Annotated in this window: 24 protein-coding genes and 2 tRNA genes; 12 read left to right on the top strand and 14 right to left on the bottom strand. The window is 35.5% G+C overall.

The window, feature by feature from the left end; genetic code table 11:
- Positions 1 to 12 precede the first annotated feature (12 nt).
- The 7 genes from IE155_RS18125 (at position 13) to IE155_RS05410 (ending at position 5,093) form a co-directional block, all read left to right on the top strand.
- Positions 13 to 276 carry a cytochrome C oxidase subunit IV family protein gene (locus IE155_RS18125; RefSeq protein ID WP_373295353.1) on the top strand — a complete coding sequence of 88 codons (264 nt, stop codon included), beginning with the start codon at positions 13 to 15 and terminating at the stop codon, positions 274 to 276.
- A gap of 52 nt (positions 277 to 328) precedes the next feature.
- Positions 329 to 682 (top strand): hypothetical protein, encoded by a 354-nt coding sequence (locus tag IE155_RS05435; RefSeq protein WP_189377102.1) that lies wholly within the window; start codon positions 329 to 331, stop codon positions 680 to 682.
- Between the two features lie 133 nt (positions 683 to 815).
- Positions 816 to 1,256, top strand: a complete 441-nt coding sequence (locus IE155_RS05430) for a c-type cytochrome (protein WP_189377101.1) — start codon at positions 816 to 818, stop codon at positions 1,254 to 1,256.
- A gap of 4 nt (positions 1,257 to 1,260) precedes the next feature.
- Complete coding sequence (locus IE155_RS05425) at positions 1,261 to 2,649, top strand: cbb3-type cytochrome c oxidase subunit I (RefSeq protein WP_189377099.1); 1,389 nt, start codon at positions 1,261 to 1,263, stop codon at positions 2,647 to 2,649.
- Between the two features lie 69 nt (positions 2,650 to 2,718).
- Entirely contained in the window at positions 2,719 to 2,955 is a 237-nt protein-coding gene (locus IE155_RS05420) for a hypothetical protein (RefSeq protein ID WP_189377098.1), read from the top strand.
- Positions 2,956 to 3,054: 99 nt separating this feature from the next.
- The gene (locus IE155_RS05415) at positions 3,055 to 4,899 is read left to right on the top strand and encodes a nitric oxide reductase activation protein NorD (RefSeq protein ID WP_189377096.1); all 1,845 of its coding nucleotides are present in this window, start codon (positions 3,055 to 3,057) and stop codon (positions 4,897 to 4,899) included.
- Positions 4,899 to 5,093 carry a DnrP protein gene (locus IE155_RS05410; protein ID WP_189377095.1) on the top strand — a complete coding sequence of 65 codons (195 nt, stop codon included), beginning with the start codon at positions 4,899 to 4,901 and terminating at the stop codon, positions 5,091 to 5,093. Before IE155_RS05415 ends, IE155_RS05410 begins: the two co-directional genes overlap by 1 nt.
- 4 nt (positions 5,094 to 5,097) lie before the next feature.
- Here IE155_RS05410 and ccoS read toward each other — a convergent pair whose 3' ends face one another.
- From ccoS to ccoN, 7 genes are all read right to left on the bottom strand, one after another.
- Positions 5,098 to 5,277, bottom strand: coding sequence for a cbb3-type cytochrome oxidase assembly protein CcoS (gene ccoS / locus IE155_RS05405; protein WP_189377094.1), 180 nt, complete (start codon positions 5,275 to 5,277; stop codon positions 5,098 to 5,100).
- A 4-nt stretch (positions 5,278 to 5,281) separates the two neighbouring features.
- On the bottom strand, positions 5,282 to 7,669 hold the full coding sequence (locus IE155_RS05400) for a heavy metal translocating P-type ATPase (protein WP_189377092.1): 2,388 nt from the start codon (positions 7,667 to 7,669) through the stop codon (positions 5,282 to 5,284).
- A complete protein-coding gene (locus IE155_RS05395) occupies positions 7,669 to 8,163 on the bottom strand; it encodes a FixH family protein (RefSeq protein WP_189377090.1) in 495 nt (164 codons plus the stop codon). The genes IE155_RS05400 and IE155_RS05395 overlap by 1 nt, the downstream gene beginning before the upstream one ends.
- Positions 8,164 to 8,407: 244 nt before the next feature.
- Entirely contained in the window at positions 8,408 to 9,391 is a 984-nt protein-coding gene (gene ccoP / locus IE155_RS05390) for a cytochrome-c oxidase, cbb3-type subunit III (RefSeq protein ID WP_189377089.1), read from the bottom strand.
- Positions 9,384 to 9,560: a cbb3-type cytochrome oxidase subunit 3 gene (locus tag IE155_RS05385; protein WP_189377087.1), complete on the bottom strand. Its 177-nt coding sequence runs from the start codon at positions 9,558 to 9,560 to the stop codon at positions 9,384 to 9,386. The genes ccoP and IE155_RS05385 overlap by 8 nt, the downstream gene beginning before the upstream one ends.
- Before the next feature lies 1 nt (position 9,561).
- Positions 9,562 to 10,206 (bottom strand): cytochrome-c oxidase, cbb3-type subunit II, encoded by a 645-nt coding sequence (gene ccoO / locus IE155_RS05380; RefSeq protein ID WP_189377085.1) that lies wholly within the window; start codon positions 10,204 to 10,206, stop codon positions 9,562 to 9,564.
- 11 nt (positions 10,207 to 10,217) lie between these two features.
- Complete coding sequence (gene ccoN / locus IE155_RS05375; protein WP_189377083.1) at positions 10,218 to 11,642, bottom strand: cytochrome-c oxidase, cbb3-type subunit I; 1,425 nt, start codon at positions 11,640 to 11,642, stop codon at positions 10,218 to 10,220.
- Between the two features lie 249 nt (positions 11,643 to 11,891).
- On the opposite strand from ccoN, the gene IE155_RS05370 reads away from it, so the two are divergent.
- A complete protein-coding gene (locus IE155_RS05370; RefSeq protein ID WP_189377082.1) occupies positions 11,892 to 12,362 on the top strand; it encodes a hypothetical protein in 471 nt (156 codons plus the stop codon).
- Between the two features lie 29 nt (positions 12,363 to 12,391).
- On the opposite strand, the gene IE155_RS05365 is transcribed toward IE155_RS05370, so the two are convergent.
- Together IE155_RS05365 and IE155_RS05360 are read right to left on the bottom strand one after the other, a co-directional pair.
- Positions 12,392 to 13,015 (bottom strand): LysE family translocator, encoded by a 624-nt coding sequence (locus IE155_RS05365; RefSeq protein ID WP_189377080.1) that lies wholly within the window; start codon positions 13,013 to 13,015, stop codon positions 12,392 to 12,394.
- Positions 13,016 to 13,108: 93 nt separating this feature from the next.
- A complete protein-coding gene (locus tag IE155_RS05360) occupies positions 13,109 to 14,152 on the bottom strand; it encodes an energy transducer TonB (RefSeq protein WP_189377078.1) in 1,044 nt (347 codons plus the stop codon).
- 253 nt (positions 14,153 to 14,405) lie between these two features.
- Here IE155_RS05360 and IE155_RS05355 point away from each other — a divergent pair, with 253 nt between their 5' ends.
- Positions 14,406 to 15,980 carry a M28 family metallopeptidase gene (locus IE155_RS05355; RefSeq protein WP_189377147.1) on the top strand — a complete coding sequence of 525 codons (1,575 nt, stop codon included), beginning with the start codon at positions 14,406 to 14,408 and terminating at the stop codon, positions 15,978 to 15,980.
- 268 nt (positions 15,981 to 16,248) lie between these two features.
- Here the strand turns inward: IE155_RS05355 and IE155_RS05350 are convergent.
- Together IE155_RS05350 and IE155_RS05345 are read right to left on the bottom strand one after the other, a co-directional pair.
- Positions 16,249 to 16,324: transfer RNA gene (locus tag IE155_RS05350), tRNA-Asn, on the bottom strand.
- A 76-nt stretch (positions 16,325 to 16,400) separates the two neighbouring features.
- A tRNA-Asn gene (locus tag IE155_RS05345) sits at positions 16,401 to 16,476 on the bottom strand.
- Between the two features lie 551 nt (positions 16,477 to 17,027).
- Here IE155_RS05345 and IE155_RS05340 point away from each other — a divergent pair.
- Complete coding sequence (locus tag IE155_RS05340) at positions 17,028 to 18,401, top strand: MATE family efflux transporter (RefSeq protein ID WP_189377077.1); 1,374 nt, start codon at positions 17,028 to 17,030, stop codon at positions 18,399 to 18,401.
- On the top strand, positions 18,401 to 20,389 hold the full coding sequence (gene uvrB, locus IE155_RS05335) for an excinuclease ABC subunit UvrB (protein ID WP_308433811.1): 1,989 nt from the start codon (positions 18,401 to 18,403) through the stop codon (positions 20,387 to 20,389). The genes IE155_RS05340 and uvrB overlap by 1 nt, the downstream gene beginning before the upstream one ends.
- 9 nt (positions 20,390 to 20,398) lie before the next feature.
- On the opposite strand, the gene IE155_RS05330 is transcribed toward uvrB, so the two are convergent.
- The 3 genes from IE155_RS05330 to IE155_RS05320 all read right to left on the bottom strand — a co-directional run bounded on the left by IE155_RS05330 (position 20,399) and on the right by IE155_RS05320 (position 21,646).
- A complete protein-coding gene (locus tag IE155_RS05330) occupies positions 20,399 to 20,611 on the bottom strand; it encodes a hypothetical protein (protein WP_189377075.1) in 213 nt (70 codons plus the stop codon).
- A gap of 104 nt (positions 20,612 to 20,715) precedes the next feature.
- On the bottom strand, positions 20,716 to 21,156 hold the full coding sequence (locus IE155_RS05325) for a MarR family winged helix-turn-helix transcriptional regulator (protein ID WP_189377073.1): 441 nt from the start codon (positions 21,154 to 21,156) through the stop codon (positions 20,716 to 20,718).
- A 7-nt stretch (positions 21,157 to 21,163) separates the two neighbouring features.
- Positions 21,164 to 21,646, bottom strand: a complete 483-nt coding sequence (locus IE155_RS05320) for a glutathione peroxidase (protein ID WP_189377072.1) — start codon at positions 21,644 to 21,646, stop codon at positions 21,164 to 21,166.
- A gap of 122 nt (positions 21,647 to 21,768) precedes the next feature.
- Between IE155_RS05320 and IE155_RS05315 the strand changes: the two genes are divergently transcribed.
- Positions 21,769 to 22,647 (top strand): NAD(P)-dependent oxidoreductase, encoded by an 879-nt coding sequence (locus IE155_RS05315; RefSeq protein ID WP_189377070.1) that lies wholly within the window; start codon positions 21,769 to 21,771, stop codon positions 22,645 to 22,647.
- Positions 22,648 to 22,793: the final 146 nt, after the last annotated feature.

Here is a 22,793-nt window from a genome sequence, read left to right as displayed (position 1 = left end):
TGAATAGAAAACATGGACTTAGTTATGACTAATACACAGGCGTTAATCAGTTGGGCAATACTTGTTTTTTTGACAGTGTTGTCGGTTTATTTAGGTCAAATAATTCACTCAACTACGCTGTTTAGTGTCTTCATTTTTGCCATTGTTTTTTTTAAAGGTCAGCTAATTACTGATATATTTATGGAGCTTAAATATGCCCCTAGCAGATGGCGAATTATAATGCTTGGTTATGTGTTAATTGTTCCCTCTATTATTTGTGCTATCTATCTGATATAGCTATAAAACTCAAACCATCTCGACATTATTAACCAATAAGTAAGAGGACGCTATGGATAATAACAAAGAACAAAAAAAGCGTTCAGCTATTATTTATCAATCTCTATATTTAATGAATTTATTATTAATTCCGGGGATCGCTTTTTTTATTTTAGTCTGGCAATTTTCAAAAAACCATAAAATAAAGGGCTGGCAACGAATCCATTTATTTAGATCGTTACAACTATCTCTAATTTCAGGTGGTTGTTTAGTTTTAATTCCCTTATTGATTGTTTTATTTAGTGATCATTTTAATTCATTATTAGCATTGCTTTTAGTCTATTTTGTTACTGCTCATGCACTCTTTGTGCTTGTAGGTATGCTTAACCTTTCACGCGCGATGGCGAAAAAACTGCCCCTTTTTTGATCTACATTATATTTACGTTTATTTGTCTAACTAATCGTTACACTCTTTAACAAAGTTGATTTCCATCAAGTAATTTGTCCTATATTGCAGTATATGATTGCGTTGGTTTTATTACTTTTCTAAGGGAAATACCATGTCTGAAAAATTTACAAAAGGTATGGCTCGAAATATTTATTATGGGGGGAGTCTTTTCTTCATTTTGATATTTTTAGGGTTAACTTTTCATACAACTAAAGAGATGCCTAAAAGGGATCATCGACATAATATTACTGAGTCTGTAGAGCGAGGTAAAGAGCTATGGGAAGAAAATAACTGTGTTGGTTGTCATTCATTAATCGGTGAGGGGGCATATTTTGCACCTGAATTAGGTAACGTATATGTTCGCCGAGGTGGTGAAGCAGGCTTCAAGACATTCTTGAATGGTTGGATGAATGCGCAACCATTAAACATTCCAGGTCGTCGTCAAATGCCTAACTTTCATTTAACTGATGATGAAATTAATGATTTAGCAGAGTTTCTGAAGTGGACTTCCGAAATGGATGTAAATGGCTGGCCGCCTAATGATGAGGGTTAATGTGATGAATACTTTGAAATATCAATCACAAGCGGTTGCAAAACCTTATTTTGTGTTTGCTTTAATCCTTTTTGTAGGCCAAATATTATTTGGTTTAATAATGGGACTACAGTATGTTGTTGGCGATTTTTTAGCTGGCGCAATTCCTTTTAACGTTGCACGAATGGTTCATACTAATTTACTGATAGTATGGCTATTATTTGGTTTTATGGGGGCAGCTTATTACTTAGTACCAGAAGAAGCTGAAACAGAACTTTATAGTCCTAAACTTGCAATTATACTCTTTTGGGTATTTGCAGTTGCGGGCGTATTAACTATTTTAGGTTATTTACTTGTCCCATATTCAACATTAGCTGATATAACGCTTAACCATTTATGGCCTACGATGGGACGTGAATTTCTTGAACAACCGACCATTACAAAATTGGGTATTGTTGTTGTTTGCTTAGGTTTCTTATTTAACTTGGGTATGACTATTCTGAAAGGCCGTAAAACCTCAGTTAACATGGTATTGATGACAGGTTTAATTGGCCTTGCATTAATGTTTTTATTCTCTTTCTATAATCCATCTAATCTAGCACTTGATAAATACTTTTGGTGGTTTGTTGTTCATTTATGGGTAGAAGGTGTTTGGGAACTTATTATGGGCGCAATCCTTGCTTTTATATTAATTAAAGTAACAGGGGTAGACCGTGAAGTTATTGAAAAATGGTTATATGTAATTATTGCTATGGCTTTGATTAGTGGTATTTTAGGTACAGGGCATCACTTTTTCTGGCTGGCAACTCCTGCTTACTGGCAATGGATTGGTTCTGTATTTTCTGCATTAGAGCCCTTACCATTTTTTGCTATGGTGTTATTTGCTTTTAATATGGTAAATAGACGTCGTAGAGAGCACCCAAATAAAGCTGCAACACTTTGGGCCTTAGGAACTGCAGTTATGGCATTCTTAGGTGCAGGTGTTTGGGGATTTTTACATACATTATCGCCAGTAAATTTCTATACACATGGTTCACAAATAACCGCTGCACATGGACACATGGCATTTTATGGTGCTTATGCCATGATTGTAATGACTATAATATCATACGCAATGCCTAAAATTAGAGGTATTGGTGAGTGTAATTGTAATCGTGCACAAGTGTGGGAAATGTGGGGATTTTGGTTAATGACCGTTGCAATGGTCTTTATCACTTTATGTTTAACTGGCGCTGGTGTACTACAAGTATGGCTACAACGCTTACCTGAAACAGGAGAAGCACTAAGCTTTATGGTTACGCAAGATAAACTGTCTATTTTCTATTGGTTGCGTGAAGTAGCCGGTGTTGTTTTCCTATTAGGCTTAATTGCTTATTTAACAAGCTTTTTCATTAAGGAGAAAGCAACAGCTTAATCATAACATCCGATGATTAATTTATTAAAGCCGTGGTAGTAATATCGCGGCTTTTTATTGAGGTAACTTATGGAATATAAAAAACACTTTTTGCAAAAAATAGCTAAGATAGTGGGAATTATATGTACGATAACCGCTATTGGTTGTGCTATTTATTTAATGACTATTTTAGATTCTGAAAATAAAGTACTTAAAGGCAGTATAGGCGCAACAACATTTTTCTTTTTTATGCTGGGGCTTGTCTTAAATGTTATAAGTAGTACTAATTTACCGAATTTAAAAATAGATAAAGATGATTTAAAGTGACGAAGATTTATTTGATTCAAATCACATCGTTATCAATTATTCTTTGCTAAATTATTACCATCAAAATAGATAATGCTCATTATGGGTGCTTGGTGATTAATGGAAGAGTGGGTTGGTGGTATTTGGCATAAGTACATTACCAAAAAAGCGAATACGAATTACATACAAGCAAAAGTAGATTTTTCAGATGTAAGTAAGTCTGTAGGCGTTGTATTTCGTGCTATGGGAGGGCATAGTGTTAAACGTATCGAAGCTGCCAGTGCTCGTGATTATTTAGTTCGAAGAACATGGCTGCAAAAAATTGCCGGAGAAAACCAACAAATTAGTTTAGCTTGGCAGGATGAAGAAAGTTTACGCTTACCAGAGTCTCTCGCGGTATTTCCTACTTCAGAATTAAACAGAGAACTTTATATTTGGTTAGCGATCCTCGCGGCTCATCATAAAAAAAGTTTTCAACATTGGGCAATTGATAATCAGCAACTTGTTGTTGATGTTTTGACTCGCTTTCCCGCATTAACTTCGCGTTATCAAAAACTTGCTCAAGCATTTATACAAACGCGTACAGATTACTGTAAACGTCCTCTTGCTGAACAACAAATGGAACAAGCCATTGTGAAAGCGGTTCTTGAACCTGGTTCAGTGAAAGATTTTCCTAGTGTTAATTATGCTCCTCAAGCTGTTTACTTATGGCTATATCCATCAGCACAGTTTAATCCTCAAGTGATGCCTAACTTCGATGAGGAAACAAATACAGAAAGTGAAGAATCAAACAATACGAGTACTAAAAGTCGATCAACGCGTAAAAAAGGTGAGCGGATAGAAGACGGTGAAAGCCGAGATGGTATGATGGTTTTTAGGTTAGAAAGTTTGTTCTCTTGGAGTGAGTTTAGTCAGCTTGACCGGGGGAGTGATGATAGTGATGATGACGATGAAGAAACTCTCAAAGTTGCCGAAGACCTAGATAAAATAACTTTGTCAAAACAGCAACAACAAAAATCAGCAAGTATTAAAATTGACATGGATTTACCGTCAGCTATTGAGGATGATATTCCTTTAGGTGATGGAATTAAACTACCAGAGTGGGATTATAAAAAGGAAGAGTTGATCGCTGAACGTTGTTTATTATTACCTATGTTACCTAAAAATAACGAGGCAACTAAATTACCTATTAAATTACAAAAAACAGCAAAGGTTATACAAGCGCAATTTGAGCAGTTACATAGTGTTCGCTATTGGTTGAAGGGACAAGTACAAGGTGAGGAGCTTGATTTAAATGCTTGGTTAGACTTTTATATTGAGCAACAAAAAGGTTCTACAAAAGAGCACGGGCTTTATCAAAGTTTTAGAGGTAACAATCGTGATATTTCAACATTATTGCTTGCCGATCTATCAATGTCTACTGATGCACACCTTGATAACAACAATAGAGTTATAGATGTTGTTAAAGATAGTATGATGCTATTTGGTGAAGCATTAAATAGCGTTGGAGATAACTTTTCAATGTATGGTTTTTCTTCAATAAGGCGAACGAATGTACGCTTTACAGTATTAAAAAATTTTAGTGAACGCTATAGCGATGTTATACGCGGTCGTCTTCAAGCTATTCGTCCTGGCTATTATACACGCATGGGAGCGGCTATTCGACAAGCAACTAAAATTTTAGACGAGCAAAAGACTACACAGAAATTATTATTAATCCTAACGGATGGTAAACCTAATGACATTGATCATTACGAAGGACGCTTTGGTATAGAAGATACACGGCATGCGATTTCTGAAGCGCATAAACTAGGTATAAAACCTTTCTGTATTACTATTGACCAAGAAGCAGAAGACTACTTACCTTATTTATTTGGCGTCGATGGTTATACAGTTATTCATAAGCCATCACAATTACCGATACGTTTACCACAGCTTTATTATCAGCTAACAAGGCATCAATAATGACAAGTGAAAAAGTTAAGTGTTTATATTGTCAAAGTGTTAATGCAATAACGAAAAGTCATTGTGATCATTGCGGTATGCCATTAGCTAAAAGTCATCCTGAAAGTGCTAATACAAAGATAAAAATGTTTAAACCTATTTATATTGTTATTGTTATTTTTGCTATTATTATGATGTTTTATCTGCCAAGGTAAATAGTTAAGGCTGTGTGTCCTTTTCGTTTTTTTCAGGCTCTGGTTTGTCATCATCAAATAAAATGCTAAGACCTTGTTTTTCTAAATCGTCAAACTGATCTGTTTTTACTGCCCAAAAGAATAAGTAAATGCTTATTGCAATTAATATTATCGCGATTGGAATTAGCACATAAATAATGCTCATTAAATTAACCTTTTTTAAGTAATCTCAGTGAGTTTGTAATCACTAAGATTGAGCTAAATGACATGCCGATAACAGCCATGTAAGGTGTCACATGTCCAGACATAGCAAGTGGTAAGATAATCGCATTATAACCAAAAGCCCAGCTATAATTTTGCCATATTATACGTTTGGTTTTAAAGGCTACATTACGTAGGGTCTTAATTGCTGATAATTTATTATTTAACAAAATAACGTCAGCGCCACTTTTAGCAACATCTGTACCGCCACCCATAGCAAATGATACATGGGCGGCACCAAAAACAGGTGAATCATTTACGCCATCACCTACCATTGCCACCGTATGGGTTTGCTGCTGTTTTAATAATAGTTCCATTTTATCAGCCGCTGATAAAGAGCTATGTACATGATCTACTAATACTTGCTGTTGAATTTTATCACACCCTGACTGGTTATCACCTGATAGCATCATGGTAATTATGTCTTGTGCTTTTAATTGGGCGATTAACGCTTTTGCGTCATCTCTTATTTTATCTTCGATTAATATACTTGCTACAATTTGATCATCTTTCATGAGCAAACAAGGGATGTTTGCGTAATCCTTTAATTGTTCGGGTGGCAGTAGCCATGCAGGCTTACCTATTTTATACAGCGTGTTATTTATTATACCTTCAACACCAGATCCTGATACAACCTTTACATTGTTAGCTTTATAATTAAAATCTCTGTAAGTAGTAAAAGCTTTAGCTATCGGATGTTCTGAATAGCTTTCTAGGGCGGCTGAAATTGCTAACACAGACGTTTTATCTAAATTTTCATCTATGACATTACATTGATAAATTTCAAAATCACCAGAAGTTAATGTGCCAGTTTTATCAAAAGCAATACAGTTTAATTTCGGCACTGTTTCCATTACATGGCCTGATTTTATCATTATACCGTCTTTATTAAGCCGAGTAGTAGCGCAGGTAAGAGCTGTTGGAGTAGCTAAAGATAATGCGCAAGGGCAGGTGGCTACTAATACTGACAGAGTGATCCAGAACGCCTCTTCAGGCAGATGTTGTTGCCAATATAATGCAGTCAAAATTGCGCATAATAAAATGATAGCGACGAAATACTGTGCAATTTTGTCTGAAAGTTTTGCTAATTTAGGCTTATGTGCCTGTGATGTTTCACTCAACCTAATTAGCTGGCTTAAAAATGAATGCTGGCTGTTATGTTTTACTTCTATGGTTATATTACCATCGCCATTAACCGTGCCTGCAAATACGTTATCACCAACCTTTTTATCTACAGGGCGCTGCTCTCCAGAAAGCATAGCTTCATTTAGTTGACTTTGACCATAAATAACAATGCCGTCAGCAGGAACTATTTCACCAGGTTTTACAATAACTAAATCTTGAGCTAGTAGTTTTTTTGCTGCAATAAACTCTTCGTTGTCATTAACGATTTTTGTTGCTGTCATTGGCATAAGTTTTAATAAATTAGCTGAAACTTCGGCGGCACGAGTTCTTGCTCTAAATTCTAGAAATTTACCTATTAATAATAAGAAAGTGAACATGGATACCGATTCAAAATACACTTCACCTTGCTGACTTATTGTTGCCCAAGCACTGGCGGAAAAAGCTAATGAAATTGCGATGGAAACAGGAACGTCCATAGATAAACGTTTAATTTTTAAAGCATTGATAGCCCCAACATAAAAAGGGAATGCACCATAAGTGACAATGGGACTGGTTAACAATAAGCTTGTCCACCTTAAATATATAAGATTATCTGCAGACATATCTGAAAAAGCGCCAAAATAGAGCCCTATAGCAATCATCATTACCTGCATCATTAAAATACCTGCAATACCTAAGCGTTTGATAAATCGCTTAGATTGAATAATATTACGAGCTTCTATTGTACTTGCTTTGAAGGGAAGGGCTTTGTAGCCTATTTTATCTATGGCAGTGAGAATATCACTGAGGTTAATTTTACTGTCTGTCCATTTTACCGTTGCACGTTGTGTCGTTGCATTAACGTTAATTGATATTATACCTTTGAGCTTTTCAAGTTGCATTTCAATAAGCCATGCACAAGCTGCACAGTTTATCCCTTCTATGGTGAGAATAGCTTCTTTATATAAATCTGTTTTAAAAGTAAATTCGTCTTGTAATGTTTCGTCATCAAGCAGTTTTTTTCTTGCTAACTCTTCTGGAATAAGGGCGTCGCCTTTAGGTGCCATATCAGTACGAAAACGATAGTATTCTGTTAAGCCATTAGCAACTATGGTTTCTGCAATTGCTTGACAACCAGTGCAACACATAGGTTGTGCTACTTTATCAATGGTAACCGAAAGCGAAATACCTTTTGGGATCACCTCGCCGCAGTGATAACAACTATCAGACATTAATTTGCTTCTATAGGATCAGGAATTAAATCAATAAATTGAGATTGAGGTAAGGTAATAACATTTTGAATTTTCCAAGTATCTTCAAAGGATGTTAAGGTAATGCGCCATTTTCCCGTAATACTTTCATCAAATTTATGTCTAAAATAGCCGTTACCATCTGGTGTAAGCGCTAGATAAAAATCTTTATCTTCTAGTGTCGGGTGATAAAAATTAACATTAAGTAAAGGGAATTTTTTTTCGATACCTGTAGGTTTGATAATTAATTGGTTATCTTGTAATTGCAGGGCAAATTTCATTCCTAATTTTTGTGCTAATTTAACTTTAGTTAGCTCTAAATTAATGGCTTTACCTTTTTTATAGTAGTCACCTACAACAAGTGCGTCAGGTGCGCTATTAGCTATAATAAATGTTGCAATACCAGCAACAACGGCGGTAAAAGGCAGAATAAATACTAACCATGCCCAAGGTTCTTTATACCAACTATTTTTCATTGTTCACAACTTTTAATTTACGTATTGCCATTATACTTTTTTTCAGTTTACTTTGGCCAATATTTAATAAGGCTTTAGTGAATATTTGTAAGCAAATTTAATTCTTATAAAATAAGGGTAACTTTGCATATTACCTTTATTTTATAATGAACTTCGTTGCTATATATGCATGAAAATAAAGTTTAAATTAAAAAGCCTTATAGTAAACTATAAGGCTTTAAGATAATCGATAAATTTTAATTATCTATTGGTGTGACAGACTATACACATAAGAACTTATTACATGAACTTTCTTATGGCCTAAAATCTCATCCCATGCAGGCATAACACCGGCACGACCGTTACGGATAGACTCTTGAATAACACGCTCTGAGCCACCGTATAACCAAATATTATCAGTTAAGTTAGGTGCGCCAATTGGTAAATTCATTTGATCACTACCTGTTCCGTCCTGACCATGGCATGCACTACACATCGCAAAATTAGCTTTACCTTTAGCAACTGAGCCTTCTTTTGCTTCACGGCCACTTAGGCTAAGTACAAAAGCGGTCATATCTTTAACACCTTGCTCACCACCAAGCATACTTTCCCAACCAATCATTCCTTGGCTATGGCGACCATGCATAATGGTATGCTTAATATCGTAAGGTTTGCCGCCATATAACCAATCGTTATCGGTAAGGTCAGGAAAACCTGTTGTACCCCGTGCATCAGAACCATGACATTGAGAACAATTTTGTAAAAATAAACGTTGTCCTACTTTACGAGCTGTTATCGCTTCTTCGTCACTTGCTGTACCTAAGTCTTCAATATCGCGTTTAGCAAATGCGTCGAATATTGGACCATATTTAGCATCAGCTGACTTTACTTCCATGTCATATTGTACGATTAGGTTATTTTCTTTTGCATACTCGGCTTTAGCTCTAGATTCTTCTAAATTCAGTATACCTTGGTTTGAACTTGTCCAACCAAAAAGGCCTTCCCAGTTACCTAAACCAGGGTATACAAGTAAATAACCAAAGCCCCAAATAATCGTTAATAAGAAAAATGTACTCCACCATTTGGGTAGTGGGTTATTTAATTCTTCTATGCCGTCGAAGTTGTGTCCTGTAGATTCACCTTCTTCAACATCTGCAAAGTTCTTTAAACACATACGTAATAATAGGTAACAACCTAATAATGTACCTAGTGAAAGAACTGATATCCAAATACTCCAGAAGCTAGACATTATTAGTCTCCTGCTTGTTAGTTTCTTCTTTGTGATCTTCTTCAAAAATTGAGTTAGCTGCTTTGTCAAAAGCAGACTTACGTTTTTTACTGTATGACCAGATCACAATGATGATAAAAAGTGTCAAAATTATGAGTGTAATTACGCCTCTTAGCGTCCCGTAATCCATATTATTTCAACGCATGCCCGAGTGATTGCATATAAGCGATCAGGGCTTCCATTTCTGTTTTACCTGCTACTTCTGATTTTGCATTAGCAATATCTTCAGCAGAATATAAAGGTATAGCGTTGCCTTCTTCATCTTTATGGGTTCTATTACGTGTTAAGAAATTAAAGGTCTCTAATTTCTTAGCTGTTAATTCACCATCAAGCTTATTGACATCTAACCATTTAAATGAAGGCATATTTGACTCAGGAACAACAGAACGAGGATCAATTAAATGAGCTCTATGCCAGTCATCACTATAGCGACCACCAACACGGGCTAAATCAGGCCCAGTTCGCTTTGAGCCCCAAAGAAAAGGATGTTCCCACACGGTTTCACCGGCTACTGAATAATGACCATAACGTTCTGTTTCCGCACGGAAAGGGCGGATCATTTGGCTATGACACACATGACAACCTTCGCGAATATAAATGTCACGACCTTCCATTTCTAAAGCGGTATAAGGGCGTAAATTATCGACAGGTGTTGTCGTTGCTTTTTGGAAAAACAATGGAGTTATTTCTACTAAGCCACCGACACTTATTGCCATAATGGTAAGAATAAAGAATAAGCCTACACTTTTTTCGACTTTTTCATGTTTATTTGTCATGGTTCGTCTCCTTAGGCTGTTTCAATTGACTTAAGACTATTGTCTTTAGCATTAATTGTTTTAAACATGTTGTATGCCATTAATAGGAAACCAACAACAACGAATACACCGCCGACAAAGCGGATGAAATAGAAAGGGTATGAGGCTTGTAAGCTTTCAACAAAACTATATGTTAATGTTCCGTCTGTGTTAACTGCACGCCACATTAAGCCTTGCATTACACCTGAAATCCACATAGCGACAATATATAAAACAACCCCTGTTGTGTGTAACCAAAAGTGGGTGTTAATTAGCTTAATACTGTACATACGTTGTTGGTTAAATAGCACCGGAATTAAATGATATAGGGCTCCAATTGATACCATAGCAACCCAACCTAAAGCACCAGAGTGAACGTGACCAACAGTCCAATCAGTATAATGTGATAATGCGTTTACAGATTTGATAGCCATCATAGGGCCTTCAAATGTTGACATACCGTAGAAAGATAAAGAAACAATTAAGAAACGAAGAATTGGATCATGACGAAGTTTATGCCATGCACCAGAAAGAGTCATAATACCGTTAATCATCCCCCCCCATGAAGGTAAGAATAATACGATAGACATTACCATACCTACCGATTGAGCCCAATCAGGTAGAGCTGTGTAATGTAGATGATGTGGTCCAGCCCAAATGTATAATGAAACTAATGCCCAGAAATGAACAATAGATAAACGGTATGAGTAAACAGGACGTTCTGCTTGTTTAGGTACAAAATAGTACATCATACCTAGGAAACCAGCAGTTAATAAGAAGCCTACAGCGTTATGACCATACCACCATTGCATCATTGCATCGATAGCACCAGGATACAGTGAATATGATTTTGTCAATGAAACAGGGATAACCATGCTGTTACCAATATGAAGAACAGCAACGGTAAGTATAAAACCACCAAAGAACCAGTTGGCAACATAAATATGTGATGTTTTGCGCTTAATTAATGTCCCGAAAAAGACAATGGCATAACATACCCAAACCACAGCAATTAAAATATCAATTGGCCATTCAAGCTCAGCATACTCTTTACTTGAGGTATAACCTAAAGGTAAGGTAATTGCCGCCAAAACGATAATTGCTTGCCATCCCCAAAAAGTAAAAGAGGCCAGCTTTCCGCCAAATAACGTAGTTTTACATGTACGTTGTACGACATAATAAGAAGTTGCAAATAGCGCACTTGTACCAAAAGCGAATATTACTGCATTGGTATGAAGTGGACGAAGACGGGAATAGGTTAACCATGGAGTATCAAAGTTTAATGCAGGCCAAATTAATTGAGCCGCAATAATAACACCCACTAGTGTACCTACAATTCCCCATATTACAGTCATGACAGTAAACTGACGTACAACATCGAAGTTGTAGTTTACTGCTGACGCATCATTTTGAGTCATGTTATGGATTCCGCAGTTATAATTATTAATCAATCGAAGGGATCGTTCATTCACTTACCCATACTTTAGTTATAGACTAAATTGATGAGTTTGCATTTTGGTTCTTAACCCCGCGCGAATAATAGTGTTTTATGGCTAAAATGTCACCCGAGAATGTGGTAAAGTTTGTTCTAAATCAAAAAAAAACGTACGTCTGTCTAAAAAAAGCGCAATAAGCAGAAAAATGTTAATAATTCAAGGACCCCAATTGTGAGAGCAAGTGTTTATTTATTGATTGTGGGAGCTTTTCTTTTGTGTATTACGTCATGCTCTAAACCCGATAAAACTGATTCAAAAAACGCTATTTTGCAAAAAATAGAACCCACTTGCTTAGTGAGTCAGTCTGCTTGCAAAATAATGACTCATTTTGGAGAGTTATCAGTGCTTTTTAGCGAAAAAAAGATAACACCTGAAAGTGAGTTTTCTATTTTGGTTGGCAATGACAAATTTAATGAGAATTTTAAAGTTACTGGTTTTATCGAAGGTAAAAGCATGTATATGGGAAAGATCCCTTTGTTTTTTTCAAATGAACAACAATTAGGCTATCACATCGCTCACACTATGTTAGGCAGTTGTTCTGATAAAAAAATGATTTGGGTTATACAGTTAACAGTTGAACCTTTATTAGATAACCAACACAAAGAACACTATAGTATTGAATTTACAAGTATTAGAGAATAGTTGGTAACGTTATCGTTTTTATTGAAATATTAGCTATATAAAAGCCAGACAGCTATTAATATCATAAGGCTACCAGAAATTTTATTTATTAACTTTACGTTATCTTTTTTTACTAAAAGTTTGCCGATTGATTTACCACCACTCGCGTAAATCATCATACAGATAAACTCTGACACCATAATAATGACGACTAAAATAAAAAGTTGAAAAGGTAACGGATAATTACTGTTGATGAATGGTGGTAGCAAAGCCACCATAAACGCCCAACCTTTTGGGTTGGCAATAGCGGTTATATACCCTTGAGAAAATAAAGCACTTTTGCTAACGCTATTACTTAATCGCGATTGTGCTGTAATAGCAAGCTTACCTTTTGAACGCCACATATTTATGCCAATATAAGCAAGATATAGCGCACCTAATAATTTAAACAGTATGAATAATTGAGGTTTAGTGGCTAGTAAGGCTGAAACACCTAAAACAGCTGCTATCGCTACTGTGGCTACACCTAATAATTCTCCATACATCATCCATAATGTTTTTCTTATTCCAATAGACATGCCTAGCGACATAGCAAGTGTCATGCACATGCCAGGAGTAATACTGACGAGAAAAAATGTTGGGATAAAAAGTGTTATTAATGCAAGATCTATCAAAGTGACTACATATATTTAGGCTAATACAATTGATTTTACTTGAATTAGCCTAATAATAAACTGTTTATTTAACTGCCTATAACAATTTATGAATTAACTTTTTATTGGATGCTCAATTAAATGAAATGATGAATTTTCGTTGCCAAAGACCATTAAACTACAATGTTCCCAACTTGAAGGAATGGTCCAAGTATGATTATCCTCAACAGTATATACATGATGTTTATTAGCACAACGAACATCTAATTTATTTAACTCTCCTTTGATATTTGTAATTGAAAATTCATTTCTAACTAACGGGTAATACCAAACCTTTTTATCACTGATATTCGCTTGCACTACAATATTGTCATTATTGTTAATTATGTCATCTATTTTAGCGATAATATCATCAAAACTAGCTAGGTAAGGTTTTGCTACTGCTAGCTCTTTTATTTTATTATAGGTCGTAATTGCGCGACTAAATTGATTTTTTTTGATTTGTATAAAAAATTTTCTGGCAAGTATCTGGTATGAACTTTCAGGGGATATACTTGAGTGATTTGTTGATATTAAATTTAAATGATGTATTTCTAAATCTTCATTAGTGATTTCTTTGGCATAAATGGCGGCTAAATTGTGGTACAAGTTTGACTCACTAAGGTGCATGTTTTTAAGTTTATGTAACTTTTCTAAATTATCCTCTACCTCCTTGTAATCTTTAATTTCTAGGGCTTTAGCTGCTTTTAAATAAATGGTTCTAAATCGTCGTCTAACTCCATTTTCTCCATCTCTACTCATTTTAAAATCCATTTTAACGGTATTGATACATTGTTGAATCGGCTGACCATTTTCTATAGCGGGACTGTATTGCCATTGTTTTACTGCTTTTAAGGATTGCTTATCAAAGTCACTGCTCCCTGAAGACTCAATCACTACCGCATTTGAGACACTCCCATCTTTTTCAACAACAAAACTCATTTTGGTCCACCCCTCTCTTTGCTCTCTAGCGGCGTTAATAGGGTATTTAGGATTAATGCGTTCTATCGGTTCCGGCGCTTTATACGTTGAAATATGTTTAACTGATTGTTTTGCAAAAGCAATAGGAGTACAAAGGCTTGTAAGTGTTAGAGATAATAATAATTTATTGAATGTCATAATAATTCCTTTTATTTTTAGAGATACTATCAAAAATAAAGATTACCAACAAACACATAATAAAGTGCATCCTTACTTGTCTAACGAAACACTAAAGAATATTTAGTTAATCAGTTTATCTGCTAGCTAAATAATTCAGTTATCGTTAATCTGTTAGGAAAATAATATTTAGAAGGAAAATACTTTGACTAAGTTATCAATACTTAATGCCTCACTTTTACTGACGGCAAGTACTTTAGTGAGTGGCTTTGCCATGGCAAATAATTTTGATAAAGCCTATAACTCATTTGATACTACAAAAATTAAAGCAGATATTAAGTTATTATCGTCAGATGAATTTGGAGGTCGAGAACCATCAACACAAGGAGAGACCTTAACTACAAACTTACTTATTAAAGAATTTAAACGTTTAGGCTTAGCACCTGGTAATGGAGATAGTTATACTCAAGCTGTTCCATTAGTAAGTATTACAAGTACAACCACTGAAAACTTAACAATTGGTGATATTGAATTTGAATTCCCTAAAAACTTTGTGGCAAGTTCTAGAAAAATGGACAAGCAGTCTTCACTAAAATCTTCAGATCTTGTGTTTGTGGGGTATGGTATTAATGCGCCTGAATATCAATGGAATGATTATGATAATGTCGATGTTAAAGGTAAAACCGTTGTTATATTAGTTAATGATCCTGGTTATGCAACGCAAGACAGTAAGTTATTTGACGGAAATACGATGACTTATTATGGCCGTTGGACATATAAATATGAGGAAGCGGCTCGACAAGGCGCTGCAGGGGCGATAATCATTCATGAAACTAAACCTGCTAGTTATGGCTGGAACGTTATTGAAAGTAGTTGGACCGGCGCACAATATCATCTACCAGCAAGTGAAGTAAATGAAGCTACGGTTGATGTTGAAATGTGGATCAGTAACGACAAAGCAATAGAATTATTTAAAAAATCAAATCAAGACTTTGAAACATTGAAAAAATCTGCTGCAAATAGGAGTTTTAAAGCAGTCCCTTTAGGTTTATCTGCTAGTGTTTCTGTTGAAAATACGTTTGAAAGATCAAATTCTAATAACGTTATTGCAACCATTAAAGGAAGTGAGAAACCAGATGAACATGTGGTTTATATGGCTCACTGGGATCATTTGGGCAGTACTATTGTTGATGGTAAGCGCGAAATTTATAATGGCGCCCATGATAATGCTACAGGTACCGCGGGGTTAGTTCATATCGCTAATGCATATAAAAAACTAAATAAAGCACCTAAACGTTCGATTACCATAATAGGCGTGACAGCTGAAGAGCAGGGAAGGCTGGGGTCACGTTATTTTGCCAATCATCCAACTATGCCACTTAATAAAATTGTTGGTTTAGTAAACATGGATTCGTTAGATATAACAGGGCTTAAAACCGATGTAACGGTTGTGGGGTATGGTAAATCTGCTTTAGAAGCTTACTTGGCCAAAGCAGCTAAACGCCAAAACCGTACATTAAGCCCAGAATTAACGCCAGAGCGTGGTTATTATTACCGTTCTGACCATTTTAGTTTAGCTAAAAAAGGTGTTCCAGCTTTAAGTGCTGGTGGCGGATCAAAATGGCTTAATGCTGAACAAAAGGCCATCGGTGATAAAGTAAGTGCTATGGTTGCAAAGTGTTACCACCAAACGTGCGATGAATACGATGAAAACTTTGGTTGGGAAGGTATGATAGCTGAATTACAATTGTTTTTTGAGACAGGCTACTTGTTAGCTAACTCTGAAGAATGGCCAAACTGGAACGAAGGTACTGAATTTAAAGCTCTTCGTGACGCTATGATGCAATAAATCTTTTAGTTAGCACCATATCTTTTTACATATAAATGCCCGCTATTTAGCGGGCATTTATATTGGTTCTTAGTCCTTGTTTATAATAAAAGGCTTGAACCTGTGAGACATGCAGATGTGAAAGAGTGCACAATCTAGAGAATTGCCTACTCATAGTATAAGGAATAATGAACTTACAAGATTATAAATGCAAAAAGCCCGCTAAAATAGCGGGCTTTNTACAAGATTATAAATGCAAAAAGCCCGCTAAAATAGCGGGCTTTTATATTGGCTCCCCAAACTGGACTTGAACCAGTGACACACGGATTAACAGTCCGTCGCTCTACCAACTGAGCTATTGGGGAATAAACTTTTTTTACTTCTTATTATAAAAGAAGAGGCTATTGCCTTGTAACCGCATAATATGCCATTACTTAAATGTGGCTCCCCAAACTGGACTTGAACCAGTGACACACGGATTAACAGTCCGTCGCTCTACCAACTGAGCTATTGGGGAATTAAGTTTTCACTTAATGTGCTAGCGAGTGGCTAACGGGGCGGAATATTAAAGGGCTGTTGCGTTACTGTCAACATTAAATTTAGAAAAAAACACTTAATTTGTTCGTTTGCTTATTTTACGCGCAGGGTGAAGCAGAAAACGGCGAGTTTTGTTGTCAAAATATACAAGCAATTGGTAAATCTTGGAATTTTGTAGTTATCCACGATAACTGTGGATAACTTTGTGTATGAATGTGTAACAAATCGTAGTGTTAACCATAAAATGAGGTCTGTAGTCGAGCTGTATAAAAATATAGTATCTGATAAAAGTTTATATTTAACAAATGGTTATTGTGTTTTTGTGTTTTTGTTAAGCAGGTCGGTATAAAAAACAATCAATAAAAAAAATTATAACTATCTCTTGTGAATCTATCTCTAGCGCAATCCCTTTAATTGTTGATTTTAACTGTGATAAGTTAAAAATTAACACTTTGAAAATTAATATTTAAATAGCGACTCTTATCTCGATCTTTTACAATAGATTTGCTTTTATCAAGAAGAAAGAATGTAATGCCCAAGAATGTAAAAAATGAATCCGTAAATTTATTAGTCGATCCTGTCGCTGATACATTGAAGCGAATGACTATTCCTATGATTTATGGCATGTTGCTATTAATGACATTTAATTTGGTCGATACTTTTTTTGTCGGCTTGTTAGGTACTCAACCACTCGCGGCAATAAGCTTTACTTTTCCTATAACATTCACGGTTATCAGCTTAACTATTGGTTTAGGTATTGGTACATCTGCTGTTATTGCTCGTTCATTAGGTCAAGGTGATGATAAAACGGCAAAATGCGCAGGTACATCCGCGCTTATATTAACGGGGATTATTGTTGGCTTGCTATCTTTAGTAGGTTTTATTTATACGGATGAAATATTTACACTCTTAGGTGCAAATGATGCGCTATTACCTTTGATCAGAGATTATATGGATTATTGGTTTTTAGGCAGTATATTTTTAATTGGCCCGATGATTGGTAATTCCATATTAAGATCTTCGGGTGATACCAAAACACCAAGTATCATTATGGGGATTGGTGGAATAGTAAATGCTATTTTAGATCCTATTTTTATTTTTGGTTTTGGGGCTGTCCCTGCTATGGGAATAAAAGGCGCAGCAATTGCTACCTTATGCTCTTGGGCAATAAGTTTAGCTTATGTCTTATATATAGTTGGCTATAAAAAACGTTTAATTCATACAACCTTTGTATTTCTTACCACATTTATAAGATCAAGCCGAACTATTTTAAAAATAGGTTTACCTGCCGCAGGTGCTAATATGTTAACGCCAATTGCTGCTGCAGTTTTAACTGCAATTGTAGCAAAATACGGAGTCGCAGCAGTTGCCGCTTTTGGTGTCGGCTCAAGAATAGAATCTATTGCCTGTTTAGTGTTATTGGCTTTATCTATGACGCTACCACCGTTTATTAGCCAAAATTTTGGTGCTGGAAATATGAAACGTGTTGAGCAAGGGTATATCAGTTCGATAAAATTTGTTCTTGTTTGGCAAATACTTGTTTACTTATTATTGGTTATTTTGGCGCCTTGGATAGCGAATATGTTTACTAGTGAGAAAGCGGTGGCAGATTTGATTAAACTTTTCATCTGGATTTTACCACTTGGCTATGGTTTACAAGGAGTCATAATTTTAACCAATTCATCATTTAATGCCTTACATAAACCTATAACATCGTTAGTATTAAGTATTATTCGCTTATTTGTTTGTTATGTCCCTTTAGCTTATTTAGGTAGTCAATTTTATGGGATAGAAGGCTTTTTTATTGGTGCATTACTAGGCAATATTGTTATGGCATTAATTTCTTATAAAACCTTTATGAAACAGTTTCGTGTTGAAGCATTAAAAGCCGAGGTTACATTATAATGAAAGCTATGGATTTACAGTCAGATTATATTCCTAATGGCGATCAACCTAAAGCTATTGAACAGTTATTAGCTGGAATTAAAGATGGTTTGGCCCATCAGACCTTATTAGGAGTAACCGGTTCAGGTAAAACTTTTACAATGGCTAATGTTATTGCAAAGCTTAATCGACCAACAATGATGCTCGCGCCGAACAAAACTTTAGCCGCTCAATTATACGGCGAAATGAAAGAGTTTTTCCCTAATAATGCGGTAGAGTATTTTGTTTCTTATTACGATTATTATCAACCTGAGGCTTATGTACCAACCACAGACACTTTTATTGAAAAAGATGCTTCCGTAAATGAACATATTGAACAAATGCGCTTATCAGCTACGAAAGCCTTGCTCGAACGTAGAGATGTTATCATTATCGCGTCAGTTTCTGCTATTTATGGTTTAGGAGATCCTGATTCTTATTTAAAAATGATGCTACATCTTCGCCAAGGAGATATTGTCAATCAACGAGATATATTAAGGCGATTGGCTGAACTGCAATACCAACGAAACGATGTTGCATTTCAAAGAGCTACTTATCGGGTCAGGGGCGATGTTATTGATATTTTCCCCGCAGAATCTGATCGCCTTGCTCTTAGAATTGAATTATTTGATGAAGAACTTGAACGTATTAGTGAATTTGACCCATTAACAGGACAAGTAGAGCGAAAGTTAGCGCGAGTTACAGTGTACCCGAAAACGCATTATGCAACGCCTCGTGATAAAATTTTATCTGCTGTCGAGCAAATTAAAGTTGAGTTAAAAGAACGTTCTAAACAATTAAAAGATAATAATAAATTAATTGAAGAACAACGTATTGTGCAGCGCACTCAGTTTGATATCGAGATGATGACTGAATTAGGCTATTGCTCAGGGATTGAAAATTACTCTCGTTATTTATCGGGGAGAAACTCTGGTGAAGCGCCACCAACGCTATTTGATTATTTACCTGATGATGGTTTACTCATTATTGATGAGTCACATGTAACAGTTCCACAAATAGGGGCTATGTATAAAGGTGACCGTTCAAGAAAAGAAAACTTGGTTGAATATGGGTTCAGGTTACCGTCAGCATTAGATAATAGACCGATGAAATTTGATGAGTTTGAGGCATTAGCCCCACAAACCATCTATGTATCGGCGACACCAAGTCAATATGAAATTGATAAATCAGCAGGTGAAGTTGCTGAACAAGTCGTACGACCTACAGGTTTATTAGATCCTATTATAGAGGTTCGCCCTGTTGAAACCCAAGTGGATGACTTACTTTCTGAGATTAAAAAGCGAATAGAAATTGGCGATCGAGTGCTAGCGACAACTTTAACTAAAAGAATGGCGGAAGATTTAACGGATTACCTAGATGAACATGCGATTAAAGCTCGTTACCTACATTCAGATATAGATACGGTTGAGCGTGTTGAAATTATTCGTGATTTTAGATTAGGAAAATTTGATGTTCTTGTTGGTATTAACTTGTTGCGTGAAGGCTTAGATATGCCTGAAGTCTCTTTAGTTGCTATTTTAGATGCAGATAAAGAAGGATTTTTACGGTCTGAACGCTCGCTTATTCAAACAATTGGTCGTGCAGCTAGGAACATTAATGGTCGAGCTATTTTATACGCGGCTAAAATTACAGGATCTATGCGAAAAGCGATTGATGAAACAGAACGAAGAAGAGAAAAACAACATCAATATAATGTAGCTCATAATATCACACCCAAAGGGGTTAAACGTAAAATATCTGATGTGATGGATGTTGGAAGCGAAGTTCCATTAGATAAAGTTGCTGAAAAATCGTTGGAATATCAGCTACTAACAACCCAACAAATTGACGATAAAGTGAAAGAGCTTGAAAAAATAATGATGGATCATGCGCAAAACCTTGAGTTTGAGCAGGCGGCGGCAACACGAGATAAGATAACTAAATTACGTCAACAGCAATTAGTCACATAAGTTAAAAATTTAATGTAGTTCAAACATCGTATATCGCTGAATGATTTCTGCGATAGCGTCACAACTACAGTGCGGTAGGTGGCTTATATCGTTTATGATTTTGTCTTGAATATCCGCAGGAAATAACATTAATTGCTCAAGATATAAATGTGCTTGGGCAGTGTTGTCATCTTTTAAATATTCTTGCAGTCGACTTGCATGGTTTTTCCAAATGGCACTCATAGATAATACTCAAATAAATGAGGAATAGTAATACAAGTATAGTGCATATACTGGTATTCAATAGATATAAAGGCTATTAAAAAAGCCTTTATTATATAGCTTTCTTAAGATAAATGTTTTGTTGTATTGTCTAATAACTCATCCAAACTACTTTTTAAGTTTAGCAACTCAGTTTTTGATAATTCTGTTAAGGTAAATAGTTTAGCTGGTATTAACTTAGCTTTGTTCTTTAAGTGCTTGCCGTGTGCGGTAAGCTCAATAAAAACAGCACGTTCATCTTCATTACTGCGTGTTCGTTTAATTATTTCAAGTTTTTCCATTCGCTTGAGTAAAGGAGATAAAGTCCCTGAATCTAAGTCAAGGTGATTACCTATATCTTTAACTAGTATTGGAGTATTCTGTTGCCACATCACCAGCATGACTAGATATTGTGGATATGTTAATCCTAATTCTTTAAGTAAAGGCGCATACAGCTTTGTTAAGTTTTTATTGAGTTTATATAAACGAAAACAAAGCTGATTATCTAAATGTAATTGTTCGCTCATCTCACACTCACAATAGACTTTCGATCTCAGAAGACATTGCTTCAGGTTTAGTTATTGGCGCAAAACGTTTTACCACGTCCCCATTTTTATTAATTAAAAATTTTGTGAAATTCCATTTAATACTTTCAGTACCTAAAATACCCGGAGCTTCTTTCTTTAGAAATTTATATAAGGGGTGTGCATTTTCACCATTAACCTCAATTTTGCTAAATAAATCAAATTGAATATTAAATTGTAAATCACAAAACGACTTAATATCGCTATTGCTTCCTTTTTCTTGTTGCTTAAATTGATTACATGGGAAGGCGAGAATCTCGAATCCACGTTCTTTATATTCTGAATAGAGTTCTTGAAGTCCTTTATATTGAGAAGTGAAACCACATTCACTGGCGGTATTAACAATAAGAAGGGTCTTGTTTTTATATTTAGATAAATCAATAACTTGCCCACGATAATCATCGGCAGAAAATTGGTAAATAGTATTTTTCATTAGCTGTTCTTTTTAAATTGCTTATAATTTAGTTGTGCACAATATAAAATAATATTGATTCTTATGCAAATTATTAATGAGATTGCGTAGAATAACTTATCAAATTTGTAGTGTGGGGATTTATGAAGAAAGTCGCATTTATTGGCCTTGGGGTTATGGGCTATCCAATGGCAGGTCATTTAGCAAAATCGGGTTATCAAGTCAGTGTGTACAATCGTACAAATGAAAAGGCGAAATCTTGGCAAAATAACTACACAGGTGACGTAGCATTAACGCCCAAAGAGGCTGCTTTACATTGTGAAATTGTGTTTGTTTGTGTCGGTAATGACGATGATGTAAGAGAAGTTGTACTGGGTGAAAATGGCGCCTTAGCTGGCATGAGTAAGAATTCTATACTGGTTGACCATACCACAGCATCTGCTGAACTTGCCCGTGAATTGAATCAATATTGCCAGCAAAAACACATTGGTTTTATCGATGCTCCCGTTTCTGGCGGGCAAGCCGGCGCAGAAAATGGTGTATTAACTGTTATGTGTGGTGGGGAAGAGTCTTATTTTGATAAAATCTCTCCGGTGTTAAGTGCTTATGCTCGGTTTAGTCAGTTAATGGGAGATGTTGGGAGTGGCCAATTATCAAAAATGGTTAATCAAATTTGTTTTACCAATGTGGTTCAAGGATTGGCAGAAGGGTTAAATTTTGCACAAAAAGCAGGCCTTAACACGGATAAATTGATTGAAACTATCTCAAAAGGAGCTGCTGGGTCTTGGCAAATGGATAATAGAGGTAAAACCATGTGCGCTAATGAATTTGATTTTGGATTTGCAGTAGACTGGGTAAGAAAAGATTTAGCCATTGCATTTGCTGAAGCAGAAAAAATTGGTGCAGATTTATCTGTGACTAAAATTCTTGATGGCTATTATGAAGAAATACAAGCTATGGGTGGCAACCGTTGGGACACTTCAAGTTTAATTGCCAGATTAAAAACTAATAAGAGTGAATAATGCATTATTATTCTAGCTATTAAGCCATCGAGAACATGTATTAATGGTTAGTATTTTAATTTAATTTTTGGTCTAAATGATTGGTGTTTACACAAAAAAATTGTGTATTTGTACATATTTACATAAAAATAATAAGAAACACCAAA

The sequence above is a fragment of the Thalassotalea profundi genome (assembly GCF_014653195.1).
Taxonomy (GTDB): domain Bacteria; phylum Pseudomonadota; class Gammaproteobacteria; order Enterobacterales; family Alteromonadaceae; genus Thalassotalea_B; species Thalassotalea_B profundi.
Note: the sequence above shows the minus strand (reverse complement) of the source record. Positions and strands in the feature narration are given on the sequence as shown.

What these genes read in the sequence shown, in the direction of transcription:
- IE155_RS18125 (WP_373295353.1), top strand. Translation starts at nt 13, where the DNA reads ATGGACTTAGTTATGACTAATACACAGGCGTTAATCAGTTGGGCAATA.
- IE155_RS05435 (WP_189377102.1), top strand. Translation starts at nt 329, where the DNA reads ATGGATAATAACAAAGAACAAAAAAAGCGTTCAGCTATTATTTATCAA.
- IE155_RS05430 (WP_189377101.1), top strand. Translation starts at nt 816, where the DNA reads ATGTCTGAAAAATTTACAAAAGGTATGGCTCGAAATATTTATTATGGG.
- IE155_RS05425 (WP_189377099.1), top strand. Translation starts at nt 1,261, where the DNA reads ATGAATACTTTGAAATATCAATCACAAGCGGTTGCAAAACCTTATTTT.
- IE155_RS05420 (WP_189377098.1), top strand. Translation starts at nt 2,719, where the DNA reads ATGGAATATAAAAAACACTTTTTGCAAAAAATAGCTAAGATAGTGGGA.
- IE155_RS05415 (WP_189377096.1), top strand. Translation starts at nt 3,055, where the DNA reads ATGGAAGAGTGGGTTGGTGGTATTTGGCATAAGTACATTACCAAAAAA.
- IE155_RS05410 (WP_189377095.1), top strand. Translation starts at nt 4,899, where the DNA reads ATGACAAGTGAAAAAGTTAAGTGTTTATATTGTCAAAGTGTTAATGCA.
- ccoS (WP_189377094.1), bottom strand. Translation starts at nt 5,277, where the DNA reads ATGAGCATTATTTATGTGCTAATTCCAATCGCGATAATATTAATTGCA.
- IE155_RS05400 (WP_189377092.1), bottom strand. Translation starts at nt 7,669, where the DNA reads ATGTCTGATAGTTGTTATCACTGCGGCGAGGTGATCCCAAAAGGTATT.
- IE155_RS05395 (WP_189377090.1), bottom strand. Translation starts at nt 8,163, where the DNA reads ATGAAAAATAGTTGGTATAAAGAACCTTGGGCATGGTTAGTATTTATT.
- ccoP (WP_189377089.1), bottom strand. Translation starts at nt 9,391, where the DNA reads ATGTCTAGCTTCTGGAGTATTTGGATATCAGTTCTTTCACTAGGTACA.
- IE155_RS05385 (WP_189377087.1), bottom strand. Translation starts at nt 9,560, where the DNA reads ATGGATTACGGGACGCTAAGAGGCGTAATTACACTCATAATTTTGACA.
- ccoO (WP_189377085.1), bottom strand. Translation starts at nt 10,206, where the DNA reads ATGACAAATAAACATGAAAAAGTCGAAAAAAGTGTAGGCTTATTCTTT.
- ccoN (WP_189377083.1), bottom strand. Translation starts at nt 11,642, where the DNA reads ATGACTCAAAATGATGCGTCAGCAGTAAACTACAACTTCGATGTTGTA.
- IE155_RS05360 (WP_189377078.1), bottom strand. Translation starts at nt 14,152, where the DNA reads ATGACATTCAATAAATTATTATTATCTCTAACACTTACAAGCCTTTGT.
- IE155_RS05355 (WP_189377147.1), top strand. Translation starts at nt 14,406, where the DNA reads ATGGCAAATAATTTTGATAAAGCCTATAACTCATTTGATACTACAAAA.
- IE155_RS05340 (WP_189377077.1), top strand. Translation starts at nt 17,028, where the DNA reads ATGCCCAAGAATGTAAAAAATGAATCCGTAAATTTATTAGTCGATCCT.
- uvrB (WP_308433811.1), top strand. Translation starts at nt 18,401, where the DNA reads ATGAAAGCTATGGATTTACAGTCAGATTATATTCCTAATGGCGATCAA.
- IE155_RS05330 (WP_189377075.1), bottom strand. Translation starts at nt 20,611, where the DNA reads ATGAGTGCCATTTGGAAAAACCATGCAAGTCGACTGCAAGAATATTTA.
- IE155_RS05325 (WP_189377073.1), bottom strand. Translation starts at nt 21,156, where the DNA reads ATGAGCGAACAATTACATTTAGATAATCAGCTTTGTTTTCGTTTATAT.
- IE155_RS05320 (WP_189377072.1), bottom strand. Translation starts at nt 21,646, where the DNA reads ATGAAAAATACTATTTACCAATTTTCTGCCGATGATTATCGTGGGCAA.
- IE155_RS05315 (WP_189377070.1), top strand. Translation starts at nt 21,769, where the DNA reads ATGAAGAAAGTCGCATTTATTGGCCTTGGGGTTATGGGCTATCCAATG.